The organism is Shewanella sp. Sh95, assembly GCF_001308045.1.
In the GTDB taxonomy this organism is placed as follows: domain Bacteria; phylum Pseudomonadota; class Gammaproteobacteria; order Enterobacterales; family Shewanellaceae; genus Shewanella; species Shewanella xiamenensis.
Window position 1 is genome coordinate 1 of the sequence record NZ_LGYY01000235.1, and the last position, 13,819, is coordinate 13,819.

Sequence of the window (13,819 nt, forward strand, 5' to 3'; positions counted from 1 at the left end):
GTCTTTGTGTACGTCTTGGGTCGTTGAGGTTTGCGTGCCCAAATTGACATTGCGCCCACTGCTCTGGATCCATCATCTTCATCATAATCGCCTCGAATATTTAGCCCTAGACGATCTGATCACAATGTGGGGAATGAGTTCAAAAAAAATCCCTGAGCATTGTTCAGGGATTTGTGTATGAGAGACAGCCCGAGGGTGGCTTTATTATTAGGATGGGATATCTGTGGTTAATAACTGGCGGCATGCACTGAGCGCACGGCGCGGCCTGATGGGTCGATAATACCCCGTAAACTTTCATCCCATGCCAGCGCTTCTGGGGTAGAGCAGGCGACCGACTTGCCACCAGGAACCGTTTCGGCAGCACTTGGCAATGGATAATGCTCTTCAAAGAAACAGCGATAGAAGTAAGCCTCTTTGGTTTCTGGCGTGTTATACGGGAAGCGGAACTTCGCGTTGGCCAGTTGCAAATCGTCGACCTGTTCTGCGGCATGGGCTTTTAAGCCATCAATCCAAGAGTAGCCTACGCCATCGCTGAATTGTTCCTTTTGGCGCCAGGCGACTTCTTTAGGTAATTTATGTTCAAAGGCTTGGCGCAGAATGTGTTTCTCAATCCGGCCATCCTTAGACATTTTTGCTTCAGGATTAATGCGCATTGCCACATCCATAAATTCCTTATCGAGGAAAGGCACACGGGCTTCCAATCCCCACGCCGCCATGGCTTTGTTGGCACGCAGACAGTCGAATAGATGCAGTTTATCCAGTTTACGCACGAGTTCCTCATGGAAGGCCTGCGCGTTTGGCGCCTTATGGAAGTACAAGTAACCGCCAAAGAGTTCATCGGCACCTTCACCCGATAACACCATTTTGATCCCCATCGCCTTGATTTTACGCGCCATCAGATACATGGGTGTGGCAGCACGAATGGTGGTCACATCATAGGTTTCTAAGTGGTAGATGACCTCTTTAATCGCATCTAGCCCTTCTTGGAAGGTAAAGTTGATCTCATGGTGAATCGTTCCAATGGCATCGGCAACTTTTTTGGCCGCGATTAAATCCGGAGCGCCTTTTAAACCGACTGCAAAGGAGTGTAGCTGTGGCCACCAAGCGTTTGTTTCACCGTCATCTTCGATACGGCGTTTGGCAAATGTCTGGGTGATAGCCGAGATCACCGATGAGTCTAAACCGCCGGAGAGTAATACTCCGTAAGGTACATCGGACATCAATTGACGTTTTACTGCGGCTTCTAGAGCTTCACGCAATTCTTCTTGGCTGGCGCCGTTATCTTTAACTGCATCATACTGTTGCCAATCGCGGGTGTAGTATTTCACTGCCGCAGCATCGCTTGAGAATAAGTATTGGCCCGGCTGGAATTCTTCCACCGTTTTACACACTGGCATCAGGGCTTTCATTTCGGAGGCGACATAGAAGTTACCTGCCGCATCTCGACCCGTGTAGAGCGGAATGATACCCATATGATCGCGGCCAATTAGGTAGGCGTCTTTGGCTTTGTCGTAGAGTACGAAGGCGAAAATACCGTTTAATTTATCAAGAAATTCAGTGCCATATTCCTGATACAACGCCAGAATGACTTCGCAATCCGAGTTGGTTTGATAGCTATATTTATCGCCGAGTTGGGCTTTGAGTTCTTTGTGGTTATAGATTTCACCATTGACCGCGAGGATAAGGCTGCCATCTTCGGTTAGCAGTGGTTGCGCGCCATGTTCAATATCGACAATGGCCAAGCGTTCGTGGGCCAAAATCGCTTTATCGCTGGCGTAAATGCCTGACCAATCGGGGCCGCGATGGCGCATCAGTTTGGACATTTCCAGTGCCACTTGGCGTAGCTCTTTCGCATCGGATTGAATATCTAAAATTGAAAAAATCGAACACATAATGCAACTCCTAAACCGCTGTATTTCATTTGAGGATGTCTCAATTGAGTATCAATGTGCCAGCGATTCGGGATTTTGCCAAATATTATTTTTGATGATTTGTTCTTTTTTAGGTGTTTTATATGAGTTTGATCTATCTTTTAAATGGTTTTGATTGAGGTTCGTTTAATTAATTTCACTTTTTTATACATAAAGTGTTTTTTGGTGTTGATTGCAAGGCGGGATATTGGCAAATACATAATGTTCACTCAAGAAAATCCGTTTTTGGCAAAATCATGATAAATGTGAGCAAGATAGTGATCTAAGTGTAAATGTTGCTGGTTTTATGAACGGCTTATCGGCAGTCATTGCCCGTGTTGCTACAGTCAAGGTCAACAGTGAGCGTAAAGTGGGGCGGCTCATAAAAGACTCATAACATAATAAGGCACCCTTCAAGGTGCCTTATTAGATTTTTTAGCGCGCTTACTTTGCGGTCGTGGCAAGTTCTGTTTTGGCGGGACGCAGGCTGTTAAACTCAGTACCTTGATAATAGCCTGGCCAATCTTGGCTGTTGCCTAAGCTGCGAGTCACTTGATAGTAAATTTCCAGATCTTGAATCGCACCACTCAAATCCCAGTCTTCATGATATTCATCGCAGACATTGTGATAGCAGCCCTTCATGGTTGCTTGCATTTGAGTCTTATAGTCCGCGGTTGCCGCATCGATAGGCTCACTACCGCCACCGGCAAAGACCGCAGGAACGCCGAGTTTGGCGAAGCTGAAGTGGTCAGAGCGGAAGAAACCGCCCGATGCAGGATTCTTTTCACCCAAAGCAATGCGGTTTTGCTGTTTGGCGGCATCGATTAAGTAGTTTTCAAGCTCGGACTTGCCTTTACCGACGATAGTGAAGTCCTTGGTTTTTCCATAGATATTGGTGCTATCTAGGTTTAGCACTGCCACGGTTTTATCAATGGGGTAGATAGGATTAGCGGCATAATAACGTGAGCCAAGCAACCCTTGCTCTTCGCCCGTGGTGGCGATAAAGGTCACCGAGCGAGCTAAGCCGTGGCCCTGTTTAGCGTTATCGGCGAGTTGTCTGGCGATTTCTAAAATGCCCGCAATACCCGATGCGTTGTCCATGGCACCGTTGTAAATTTTATCGCCTTCTTTACTGTCATCTTTGCCAATATGGTCCCAGTGGCCAGTAAACAGGATTTGCTCATCTACTTGCTTGGTGCCAGGAAGGGTGGCGACGACGTTATAGCTGTTGGCATATTCCGCTTTGTTTTTAAAGGCGATGCTGGCCGTTTGCTCTAGGGATAAGCTAATTGGGCTATCGGCAGCGCGAGCCATGAGAGTTGGAAGTGATAGGCCAGCCTTTTCAAACAGTTTTGTGGCGGTATCTAAGGTTAACCAACCTTCAACTTGGACGCGGCTATCCTGCTCAGCTTTGCTGTGCACTAAATCCTGTTGTGGCCCCGTCCAACTGTTTTCGACAACAGACCAAGGATAAGATGCAGGCTCAGTATCGTGGATCAGCAGCGCGCCGAGTGCGCCTTGGCGGCTAGCTTCTTCAAATTTATAACTCCAGCGGCCGTAGTAGGTCATCGCTTTGCCATTAAATTTGCCTGAGTCTGGGCGGGCAAAACCGGGATCGTTCACTAAGATGACTGCGATTTTACCTTTCATATCCACATCTTGGTAATCGTTCCAGCCATATTCAGGTGCATTAACACCGTAGCCAACAAATACCAATGGCGCGTTTTCAATGTTAATACCACCGTTATCATGGCGACTACTGAGCACCAGATCTTGACGGTATTTAAAGGGTAATCCAGCTAGCGTGACTTGCTGTGCTTCATCTGCGGTATAGCTCACCATAGGCACAGGTTGTAAAAAGCTACCTTGGTAAGCACCTTTAAGTCCCATCTCTGCAAAGGCCTTGGATAAATAATCCAAGGTGAGTTTTTCACCCTGAGTGGTTGGGGCACGGCCTTCAAACTCATCGGAAGACAGGTTTTTAATATCGTCTCTAAAACGTGCTTCATTCATTTGCACGGGTTTCAGTGCGGCACTGCTGTTGGCATCGGGCTGGGCCGAGTTGGGGCTACAGGCACTGAGCAAGGCTAGTGCGCAAAACGGATACAAACGTCGCATAGGTTGATCCTACTGTTATTTTTAGGGCGTGTTTAACGCGAATATTGAAGGGGTATGTCGTGCCTTATCATGAAGCAAGCGACAATGGGGTACAAGGGAAGTCCAACGGCAAATATGTTACTTAATGTTAAGGTCAGTGGTGTTTCTCAGCACGCTAAGGTGCTGAGAAGCTGGCAGTTTGATGCTTAAACGACATCGATATCGCCGGCACAGGCGAAAACATGATTTGGGCGGAAAGGTTCTTTATCGATATCTTCAAGTTTACTTACGCCGCTGGTAACCAGAATGGTTTCAAGTCCGGCTTGGAAGCCCGCCAAGATATCGGTACGCATATTGTCGCCGATGATCACGGTATTTTCGGAGTGACCGTCAATATGATTGAGCGCCGAGCGGATAATCCATGAACTCGGTTTACCGACGTAGAAAGGCTTTTTGCCGGTAATACGCTCAATCGGTGAACACAGGGCGCCGCAGGCGGGGCTGTAAGCGGGGCCGTGAGTGTCGGGGTTGGTGGCGATAAAACGGGCGCCACGGGCGACAAATCCGGCGGCCTTATGGATCATATCCCAATTGTAGGAACGGGTTTCGCCAACAATCACAAAATCGGGATTAATGTCGGTAATGGTAAAACCAGCCTTGTAGAGCTCATGGGTGAGGGCGCCTTCACCGATAACAAAGGCTTTACTGCCCTCTTGGTGCTTTAAAAAGTCGGCGGTAGCCATGGCCGAGGTATAAAAACATTCCTCCGGGATGTCTATCCCCGCTGCGCTAAGGCGGTTTTGCAGATCTTTGCCTGTTTGTACCGGATAGTTAGTGAGAATGACAAGGGGATTGCCTTGCTGGAGAATGCGCTGGATAAATTTATCACTGCCGGGGATCAGCTTATTGTCGTGCAGGAGTACACCATCGATATCGCAGATAATATTTTTCATCTAATAATCTCTTTTATGCCGAACAAAATCACTTTTCGTTAGCTTATCTAATGCCACATTAGTCCATAAAACAATGGTTTTGTATGTCATAGCCCAAAAAAAAGAGACCTTTAAGGTCTCTTCTTCCAATATTCAGAGATTAATCGGGTGCGTAGCCATTAGGTCCGATGAGCGTGCCATCAAGATAGGCTTTGCCGTCTTGCATTTTTAGGCGTTGATGGCTAAACCATTTCACCACTAGGGGGTAAATAGCATGCTCTTGCTCGTGGACACGCGCAGCGAGCATCTCTGCGGTATCGTCTTCATAAACTGGGACTTTCGCCTGTAAAATCACCGGACCAGCATCTAGCGCTGGGGTAACAAAATGCACACTTGCGCCATGTTCTGTTTCTTTGGCATCAATGGCACGTTGGTGGGTGTGTAATCCGGTAAATTTGGGCAGCAATGAAGGGTGGATATTGATCATGCGACCTAAATAATGATTCACGAATTCATCGGTTAGAATGCGCATAAATCCAGCCAACACGATTAAATCCGGTTGGTATTGTTCAATTGCAGCCATTAACCGTGCATCGTAATCAGAGCGAGATTCACCTGTGCGAGCAATCACGCAGCTGGTATCAATTTCACTATGATGGGCACGAACTAGGCCGTAGGCATCGGGTTTATTACTGATCACTCCGACAACTTCGGCTTGCAAATTATCGTCACAACCGTCGATAACGGCTTGAAGATTACTGCCATTTCCGGAAATTAATACAACTACACGACAGCTTTGGGGCATTACAGGATCTCCACTTGCTCTTCATTGCCTTCGCGAGCAGCGATAGCACCGATAAGCCAAGCTTGTTCGCCTTCCGCTGCAAGCAGCGCAAGTGCGGCATCCACTTTATCGGCTGGCAGCGCAACGATCATGCCGACACCACAGTTAAAGGTACGGTACATTTCATATTCTGCAATGTTACCGTTTTCCATTAACCAATTGAAAACAGCTGGCCATTGCCATGAATCACCTTGGATAACGGCTTTGCAGTTTTCAGGCAGTACGCGAGGAATGTTCTCCCAGAAACCGCCGCCAGTGATGTGTGCCATTGCGTGCACGTCTGATGCTTCAATCAGCTTGAGCAATGATTTAACGTAAATTTTGGTTGGTTCTAACAGATGTTGGATCAATGGCTTGCCATTGAGATCCTGTTGAGGGTCCGCTTGGCTGACTTCTAATACTTTACGAATTAATGAATAGCCATTTGAATGAGGACCACTTGAAGCTAAGGCGATCAGTGCATCACCCGCGGCCACTTTACTCCCGTCAATGATGTCGGCCTTTTCAACCACGCCCACACAGAAACCTGCGAGGTCGTAATCTTCACCTTCATACATGCCTGGCATTTCAGCGGTTTCGCCGCCGATTAACGCACAACCAGATTGGAAACAACCTTCGCCGATGCCGTTAACAACAGAAGTTGCTGTTTCAACATCGAGCTTGCCTGTTGCGTAGTAATCGAGGAAAAACAATGGCTCAGCGCCTTGAACGATCAAATCGTTCACACACATGGCCACTAAGTCGATACCGACTGTGTCGTGTTTTTTGTAATCGATAGCTAAACGCAATTTAGTACCAACACCATCGGTGCCTGACACTAAAACAGGTTGCTTGTATTTAGTGGGTAATTCACACAATGCGCCAAAACCACCTAAGTTGCCCATTACCTCTGGACGACGGGTACGTTTAACAGCCGCTTTAATGTTATTTACCAGTGCATTACCAGCATCAATATCAACGCCAGCGTCTTTATAGCTCAGTGGGGTAGGAGTGCTCACGGAGGATCCTCTCGGGTACATCGTTATTGGATTTTTATGCGGCGGTATTCTATCAGCTTGTGCTAGGGGTCGAAAGTCATGATTTGGATTTATCAGTATCTCTGAAGTTTTTTTAGCTTCACAGGGGGATATTTCACATTTTCAATCTAGTGATTGGTCATAAAATAGTGTGTTAGTGGGCGTATCTTAAGCGATAAGTAATAATTCTTGCGATATTGCTCACGATTAGTCCGAATGGAAAAACTTTATGTTTTACCCAATAAACAAATCATCTAAAATCTGAAAAATTTGCCTAAGGTAATTCGCGAACAATAGTAGGAGAGAAAAATGAAAGTTGTCGAGGTTAAACACCCGTTAGTGCGTCACAAAATCGGCTTAATGCGTGAAGGTGACATTAGCACTAAACGTTTCCGTGAGCTAGCCGCTGAAGTCGGCAGCTTGTTAACCTATGAAGCTACCGCAGATTTCGAAACCGAAACTGTTACGATTGAAGGCTGGAATGGTCCGGTAGATGTGGATCAGATCAAAGGCAAGAAAGTGACTGTTGTGCCTATCTTGCGTGCGGGTTTAGGCATGATGGACGGTGTACTTGAGCATATTCCAAGTGCGCGTATTTCGGTTGTGGGTATCTACCGCGACGAAGAAACCCTAGAACCTGTGCCATATTTTGAAAAGCTGGCCAGCGACATGAACGAGCGTATTGCGCTGATCGTTGACCCTATGCTGGCAACTGGTGGCTCGATGATTGCGACTATCGACCTGCTGAAAAAACGCGGTTGTACGTCAATTAAAGCCTTAGTGTTAGTTGCCGCGCCAGAAGGGCTCAAAGCCCTTGAAGCGGCTCACCCGGATGTTGAGCTGTATACTGCCGCAATCGACAGATGCTTAAACGAGAAGGGCTATATCCTGCCTGGTTTAGGTGATGCGGGCGATAAGATTTTTGGGACTAAATAATGTTCTGATGGCTTAAATGCTATCTCGATTTGACAAGGGGGCTTAGGCTCCCTTTTTGTTTTTTATGATTCCATTTTTGCCGACTCGTTCTACAGTTAACGATAAGATTAATTTTTGACAGAATGCGTTTTGCACGGCGCAGTAGGTTTGCAATAAATCGATTTAACTCAGGTCATCATCGGGGATTATGATGGTTTCAAAACTAAGTTGGTCACTTGTTCGCCAATCTTGTTCATTGGCTATCTTGATATTTGTTGTGTTACTGCTGGTCCTTTTACCCCTGCGAATAGAGAAAGAACACAGGGCATTTGTCAAATTTGTACGGGCGAAACACGTGGTGCCAAGTTATTTAGAGTTGCTTGGTAAGAGCTTATCTTTACACGATATTATTGATTTTGATAGTGCGCTACTGACACCATTTAAGCTTGATTCCTCCCGCTTATTATTGCCTTCAGGCGGAGCCTTATCACCAGAAGAAGAGCTGATCCTGCGCTATTTTGACTATTTATATTCAAATAATAAGAATCCTGTCAGAAGTGCGTTTATATATATCGGTCTATACAAAAGTAATGCGCTATATTTTGCCTCCACGATTCCTGATGAGGTGAAAAGTCGCTTAATACACGAAAATTCTTTCACCAATGAGTTTTGCCAACGGCTGCATTATTGTAGTAAGGATGCCTCTGCGGACTCCTTAGTTGATGATATTGTGCTGTCCGTTCCTTATCGTGATGAAGTAACGGGAAACATTATTCTTTCTATGGCGGCGCCCATTTCATCCTCACATGCGCCTGAGCATCTTTGGGGGGATGTGATTGCTGATACATCATTTATGGCAACGGATTTTATGCAAAGAAAAGTGTTTGAAACTCAGAACTCGCCTTATGGCACTGAGATTGTCATTAGCGGAGATAGTTTTTGGACACGGATCACGCCCAACTTTCTGTTTTATGCTATGAGTAATCACTTAGATAATCAGAGTGTTTTAACATACAAAATCAGTACGTTAAGGTTTTTTATGCAATATTTGCCTCTTTGGTTATTGCTGTCGGGCTTAACAATTATTTTCCAACTTAAATTTATGCGTCTCAAGCAGTTACGTACTGAGCGTCAGCAATTTTCTGAAGCTATGCTGTTGGATCCATTTACGAAGACCTACAATAAAAAAATCTATGAAACACTTATTTTTAAGGCTGCAACTGCATCTCAATATGCTGTGATTTGTATTGATGGCGATAAAATAAAAACGATTAACGACACACATGGTCATCAATTAGGTGATTTGGCAATAATGCAAATTGTCGAAGCGATGCGAGCCGTTTTTCGAGAAAACGACATTATTATCCGCACTGGTGGTGATGAGTTTGTAGTGATTTTAGCCAACTGTCCTATTGATAAAGCACAACAACTTGCGGATAGACTTAAAGATAACATTCGGCAGCGACATTTTTTAAATATGCTAACTGTTTCTTGCGGTGTCGCAGATTCAATGGATTGCCTATCCTTTGAGGCGGTATTTCTGGCGGCAGATAAGGCGTTATACGCGGATAAGACACAAAAAAGATCCGATGATGAAAATGATGTTTTGCGGTAACGTTCTAATACTCAATGCTTAAATCCCTAGCATAAAAAAAGCGTGGCATTACCACGCTTTTGCTTATGTTTATATGTCTTTCCTACGCTTAGAGCACCATGGCGGCAATCCAACCAAATACTAACAGTGGAATATTGTAATGAATAAAGGTGGGGATCACGCTGTCGCGGATATGGTCGTGCTGACCATCGGCATTTAAACCCGATGTGGGACCCAATGTTGAGTCCGACGCTGGCGAGCCTGCATCGCCCAACGCAGCAGCAGTCCCGACTAACGCGATAGTTGCGGGTACTGAAAAGCCAAAGCTTAGCGCCAAGGGCACATAAATGGTCGCGATAATCGGAATGGTCGAGAAAGATGAGCCAATACCCATAGTAATTAATAGTCCAACGACTAACATCAAAAAGGCGGCGAGGGCTCTATTGTCGCCAATCAGACTACTCAATGATGAAACCAGGGTGCCAACTTCACCAGTTTCTTTCACTACTGCGGCAAAACCTGCGGCGGAGATCATGATAAAACCGATATTGGCCATCATGCGAACGCCCTGAGTAAAGATATCTTGGTCAGCAACGTGTTTTAGTGCGCCAGAGAAACTAAAGATCATAAAGCCGACTAAAGCGCCGAAGATCATCGAATCAGTCTCAAGCTGTACAAATAAAGTTGCAAGAATTGCTAGCGCTGCGATAGCGATATTGCGCTTATTGAGCGTCTCTTCAGGCTCGGCACTGAGCACTTTAGTTTCATCGTATACCCTCGGCTTGCGATAGCTAACAAATACTGCGATCAATAAACCGACCACCATGCCCGCTGCGGGGATTAACATGGCAGGGGGGATTTGGTCACGCACAGCGACTAAGCCGTTGCTGGTGAGGTTTGACAGCAAAATATCATTTAAGAAAATACCACCAAAGCCCACGGGTAAAATCATGTAGGTGGTCACAAGACCAAAGGTCAATACGCAGGCGACCAGACGGCGATCGATATGCAGCTTGGTCATCACATGCAGCAGTGGCGGCACGAGTATCGGAATAAAGGCGATATGGATCGGTAGGATATTTTGCGATGCCATTGACATCATGAGCAGGGATAACAGCAGTAACCAGCGCACCCAATTAGTGTTGGTAGCATTGGGGTCTTTGCCAAGGCTTTTAATGATCGAATTGGAGATCAGCGTCGTCAAGCCTGAATGGGATAATGCTACGGCAAATGCACCCAATAAGGCATAACTCAGGGCGATTTGTGCGCCGCCACCTAATCCTGTATTGAAGGCATCAATCGTTTGATGCAGATCCATTCCCCCGACTAAACCAGCAACGAGGGCGCTGATGGTGAGCGCGACCACTACATTCACCCTCGCCAAACTAAGGGCTAACATTAAACACACAGCAATGACGACTGCATTCATAGACAAATTCTTAATTCTGTAAACCAAAAGGGTTATTTTCGACTGCGAAGGCCGTGTCTGTCCAGTTTACCGAGCCTTAATCTGAAAAATATCTGAAAATGTGAATCGAGAGGGCTTTTAGTGTTAGATGAATGTGGGCTAAAGCGCTTATCAATGGCACAGATTGCTCTATCCTTAAGCAGTAACGTCAAAATGCCCTTGAAAAATGTGATATTGGTCTTAAATAGGTTGTAAGGCGAAACGCACGACTTATAATGCCTAAAGATTTGATTGGTAAGCGCTCTCAAATACACTTGCACAAATGTGCAAGCGTGTTTAAGGGATGTTTTACTTTTATAGTTAGTTCAACTCATAGATGGAGATATAAAATGAGCGTATTAGTAGGCCGTCCGGCTCCTGATTTTACTGCAGCAGCTGTATTAGGTTCTGGCGAAATCGTAGATAGCTTTAACTTAACTGCAGCCATCAAAGGCAAGCCTGCAGTGGTATTTTTCTATCCACTTGACTTCACTTTCGTTTGTCCATCAGAGTTGATCGCTTTTGATCACCGCATGGAAGAGTTCACTAAGCGTGGTGTTGAAGTGATCGGTGTGTCTATCGATTCTCAATTCACTCACAACGCATGGCGTAACACCCCAGTAGAAAAAGGTGGTATTGGCCAAGTGAAATACACTTTAGTTGCTGACGTTAAACACGACATCTGTAAAGCATACGATGTTGAGCATCCAGAAGCTGGCGTGGCTTTCCGTGGTTCATTCCTGATCGACAAAGAAGGTATGGTACGTCATCAAGTGGTTAACGATCTGCCATTAGGCCGTAACGTTGACGAAATGCTGCGTATGATCGACGCACTGCAATTCCACGAAGAGCACGGTGATGTTTGCCCTGCAGGTTGGGAAAAAGGCGACAAAGGTATGAACGCAAGCACTGAAGGTGTTGCGGCTTACTTAGCTGAAAACGCAAGCTCTCTGTAATTTGTAAACCTTTAGTTAGGTAAAAAGAAAGCTGCCTTTTGGCAGCTTTCTTGTTTTAGACAATTGTTGGTAAAGCTATGATGCTTCGCTATCCGAATCATCAGGTTCGTTGGTGGCTAAGAGTGGCCAGCCACCTAAAGATTTCCAGCGGTTGACGATATAACAAAAGAGTTCAGCAGTGCGCTCGGTATCGTAGAGTGCTGAATGGGCTTCTTTATTGTCAAAAGGGATGCCTGCCATAATACAAGCTTTTGCTAATACCGTATGGCCAATCGCTAATCCTGCCAACGTCGCGGTATCAAAAGTGGCAAACGGATGGAATGGAGAGCGTTTTAAGTCACAACGTTCAATAGCCTTACTCACAAAGCCATGATCAAAGGCTGCATTGTGCGCCACAATAATACTACGGTGACAATCAGATGCCTTTTGGGCTTTTTTAACGGCTTTAAATATCTCTAAAAAGGCTTCTTTTTCGCTGACCGCACCGCGTAATGGATTGGTGGGATCGATACCATTAAAAGCCAGCGCCTCGGGTTCTAAATTTGCACCCTCAAAGGGCTCAATGTTGAAATGCAGGGTTTTATCAATCCCGAGCACGCCTTCATCATCCATTTTCAGTAGCGTGACGGCTATTTCCAGCAACGCATCGGTTTGAGAGTTGAAGCCCGCGGTTTCGACATCTATCACTACCGGAAAGTAGCCACGAAATCGGTGTTTCAATTTGTTTGCGTCGCAAATATCGCTCATTAAAGTACCCAAGAAAAATCACAGGGCGCTATTATGCTTAATGAACTAGGATGTGTCATGTTTGATTGCTGGTTTTATGAGCTAAAGGAACTAAAAAGTTTGCCGATAAAACCTCGTAACCGAATAAACACGAGTAAGGGCTATGTGGCGAAAACTGATATTAGTATCAATTTTATGCGTTCCAGCAACTGCAATGGCAGAGTTGCGCCACTATGTGGCCTCTTTGGGTGAATCCCAATGGCGAGTCAGTCAAAACAGTCCGATCGTGTGCCGTCTTGAGCATGATATTCCTTCATACGGTAAAGCGATTTTTACCAGTGAAGCGGGTAAGCAATTAAATCTCAATTTCACTTTGGATATGTGGGTAAAACCTGATCAAGTGACCCAAGCCAAGTTGATGAGCCGAGCTCCCAAATGGCGACCAGGTGTGGTGTCAAAAGAAATCACTTCGTTACGTTACCAAAAGTATTTTAATGGTGAAGTGCCTAAACGCGCCGCGTGGTCCATGTTAAATGAGCTAAGCCGTGGTATGGAGCCGACATTTTACTATGCCGATTGGTATGATGAGTCCAATAAAATTGCTGTAGGGCTGTCGGCAGCGAATTTTGGCCGAAAATATGCTGAGTTTAAGGCGTGTTTATCGCACCTATTGCCTTATAGCTTTGAAGATATTGCTTTTACCGTGCTTAATTATGATGAAGGAGGAACGGATTTAACTCGCTTCTCACAGCAACAGCTTACGCGAATACAGGAATATTTGTCCTACGATCCAGATGTAGAATTAGTATTAGTCGATGCTTATACCGATAGTTATGGTGGTCGTTCAGTGAATCAGAAAGTCTCGGACAAACGCGCTGAATCGGTAAAAGATTTCTTTGTCTCAAGCGGTATTCCGCAAGATCGAATTGTGACTGTGGGTCACGGCGAGCGGCGTCACGTGGCTTCAAATGACGATATTGAGGAAAGGGCGCTAAACCGCCGAGTTGTGATCCGAATTAGTAAGCCCCTCTAAATCAAAGCTTAACCTAACAATGCCAAGTCTACTGACTTGGCATTGTTGTTTATTGACGCTGTTTGTATTTGTCTCAAAATACTATGGCAGTCTGTTGATTCGGATGGCGACACGCAAATAAGCGCCATTTATTGAGCGGCTCCAGTGGTTTTTATGTAACAAAAAATACTGAACGCCGATAAGTGTCGCTTGATGTTTGATTCTGGATAAAAAAAAGCCCGCTTAATCTAAGCGGGCCGCAAAATAATGCATTTGCAATCAACAAATTGAAGGAAGGAAGTCAAGCATAAGAACCAGGGATGAACTGAAGTACTTAAAAGACATCAGTTTAAAAGTTCTTTGTTTTCAA

General features: G+C 45.4%; 11 protein-coding genes. 4 read left to right on the forward strand and 7 right to left on the reverse strand.

The window, feature by feature from the left end; all coding sequences use genetic code 11:
- Positions 1–227: 227 nt before the first annotated feature.
- The 5 genes from asnB to purM form a co-directional block, all read right to left on the reverse strand.
- Positions 228–1,892 carry an asparagine synthase B gene (gene asnB / locus AEA42_RS17205; RefSeq protein WP_055648383.1) on the reverse strand — a complete coding sequence of 555 codons (1,665 nt, stop codon included), beginning with the start codon at positions 1,890–1,892 and terminating at the stop codon, positions 228–230.
- Between the two features lie 462 nt (positions 1,893–2,354).
- Positions 2,355–4,028, reverse strand: a complete 1,674-nt coding sequence (locus AEA42_RS17210; protein WP_055648384.1) for a M28 family metallopeptidase — start codon at positions 4,026–4,028, stop codon at positions 2,355–2,357.
- Positions 4,029–4,213: 185 nt separating this feature from the next.
- Positions 4,214–4,960: an HAD-IIA family hydrolase gene (locus AEA42_RS17215; RefSeq protein WP_037419391.1), complete on the reverse strand. Its 747-nt coding sequence runs from the start codon at positions 4,958–4,960 to the stop codon at positions 4,214–4,216.
- 139 nt (positions 4,961–5,099) lie between these two features.
- Complete coding sequence (gene purN / locus AEA42_RS17220) at positions 5,100–5,744, reverse strand: phosphoribosylglycinamide formyltransferase (protein WP_055648385.1); 645 nt, start codon at positions 5,742–5,744, stop codon at positions 5,100–5,102.
- Positions 5,744–6,781 (reverse strand): phosphoribosylformylglycinamidine cyclo-ligase, encoded by a 1,038-nt coding sequence (gene purM / locus AEA42_RS17225; RefSeq protein WP_023267860.1) that lies wholly within the window; start codon positions 6,779–6,781, stop codon positions 5,744–5,746. The genes purN and purM overlap by 1 nt, the downstream gene beginning before the upstream one ends.
- 327 nt (positions 6,782–7,108) lie before the next feature.
- Here purM and upp point away from each other — a divergent pair, with 327 nt between their 5' ends.
- The gene (upp, locus tag AEA42_RS17230) at positions 7,109–7,735 is read left to right on the forward strand and encodes a uracil phosphoribosyltransferase (protein ID WP_023267861.1); all 627 of its coding nucleotides are present in this window, start codon (positions 7,109–7,111) and stop codon (positions 7,733–7,735) included.
- Positions 7,736–7,922: 187 nt separating this feature from the next.
- Positions 7,923–9,329 carry a GGDEF domain-containing protein gene (locus AEA42_RS17235; protein WP_055648386.1) on the forward strand — a complete coding sequence of 469 codons (1,407 nt, stop codon included), beginning with the start codon at positions 7,923–7,925 and terminating at the stop codon, positions 9,327–9,329.
- An 88-nt stretch (positions 9,330–9,417) separates the two neighbouring features.
- Here AEA42_RS17235 and AEA42_RS17240 read toward each other — a convergent pair whose 3' ends face one another.
- A complete protein-coding gene (locus AEA42_RS17240; RefSeq protein WP_055648387.1) occupies positions 9,418–10,737 on the reverse strand; it encodes a Na+/H+ antiporter family protein in 1,320 nt (439 codons plus the stop codon).
- 368 nt (positions 10,738–11,105) lie between these two features.
- Here AEA42_RS17240 and AEA42_RS17245 point away from each other — a divergent pair, with 368 nt between their 5' ends.
- Positions 11,106–11,711 carry a peroxiredoxin C gene (locus AEA42_RS17245; RefSeq protein ID WP_011623136.1) on the forward strand — a complete coding sequence of 202 codons (606 nt, stop codon included), beginning with the start codon at positions 11,106–11,108 and terminating at the stop codon, positions 11,709–11,711.
- A gap of 75 nt (positions 11,712–11,786) precedes the next feature.
- On the opposite strand, the gene rnt is transcribed toward AEA42_RS17245, so the two are convergent.
- On the reverse strand, positions 11,787–12,458 hold the full coding sequence (rnt, locus tag AEA42_RS17250) for a ribonuclease T (protein WP_055648388.1): 672 nt from the start codon (positions 12,456–12,458) through the stop codon (positions 11,787–11,789).
- 142 nt (positions 12,459–12,600) lie between these two features.
- Here rnt and motY point away from each other — a divergent pair, with 142 nt between their 5' ends.
- On the forward strand, positions 12,601–13,470 hold the full coding sequence (motY, locus tag AEA42_RS17255; protein ID WP_037419408.1) for a flagellar protein MotY: 870 nt from the start codon (positions 12,601–12,603) through the stop codon (positions 13,468–13,470).
- Positions 13,471–13,819 lie beyond the last annotated feature (349 nt).

Excerpts from the sequence above, each read along its gene's own strand:
- asnB (WP_055648383.1), bottom strand. The coding sequence starts at position 1,892 with ATGTGTTCGATTTTTTCAATTTTAGATATTCAATCCGATGCGAAAGAG.
- AEA42_RS17210 (WP_055648384.1), bottom strand. The coding sequence starts at position 4,028 with ATGCGACGTTTGTATCCGTTTTGCGCACTAGCCTTGCTCAGTGCCTGT.
- AEA42_RS17215 (WP_037419391.1), bottom strand. The coding sequence starts at position 4,960 with ATGAAAAATATTATCTGCGATATCGATGGTGTACTCCTGCACGACAAT.
- purN (WP_055648385.1), bottom strand. The coding sequence starts at position 5,744 with ATGCCCCAAAGCTGTCGTGTAGTTGTATTAATTTCCGGAAATGGCAGT.
- upp (WP_023267861.1), top strand. The coding sequence starts at position 7,109 with ATGAAAGTTGTCGAGGTTAAACACCCGTTAGTGCGTCACAAAATCGGC.
- AEA42_RS17235 (WP_055648386.1), top strand. The coding sequence starts at position 7,923 with ATGATGGTTTCAAAACTAAGTTGGTCACTTGTTCGCCAATCTTGTTCA.
- AEA42_RS17240 (WP_055648387.1), bottom strand. The coding sequence starts at position 10,737 with ATGAATGCAGTCGTCATTGCTGTGTGTTTAATGTTAGCCCTTAGTTTG.
- AEA42_RS17245 (WP_011623136.1), top strand. The coding sequence starts at position 11,106 with ATGAGCGTATTAGTAGGCCGTCCGGCTCCTGATTTTACTGCAGCAGCT.
- rnt (WP_055648388.1), bottom strand. The coding sequence starts at position 12,458 with ATGAGCGATATTTGCGACGCAAACAAATTGAAACACCGATTTCGTGGC.
- motY (WP_037419408.1), top strand. The coding sequence starts at position 12,601 with ATGTGGCGAAAACTGATATTAGTATCAATTTTATGCGTTCCAGCAACT.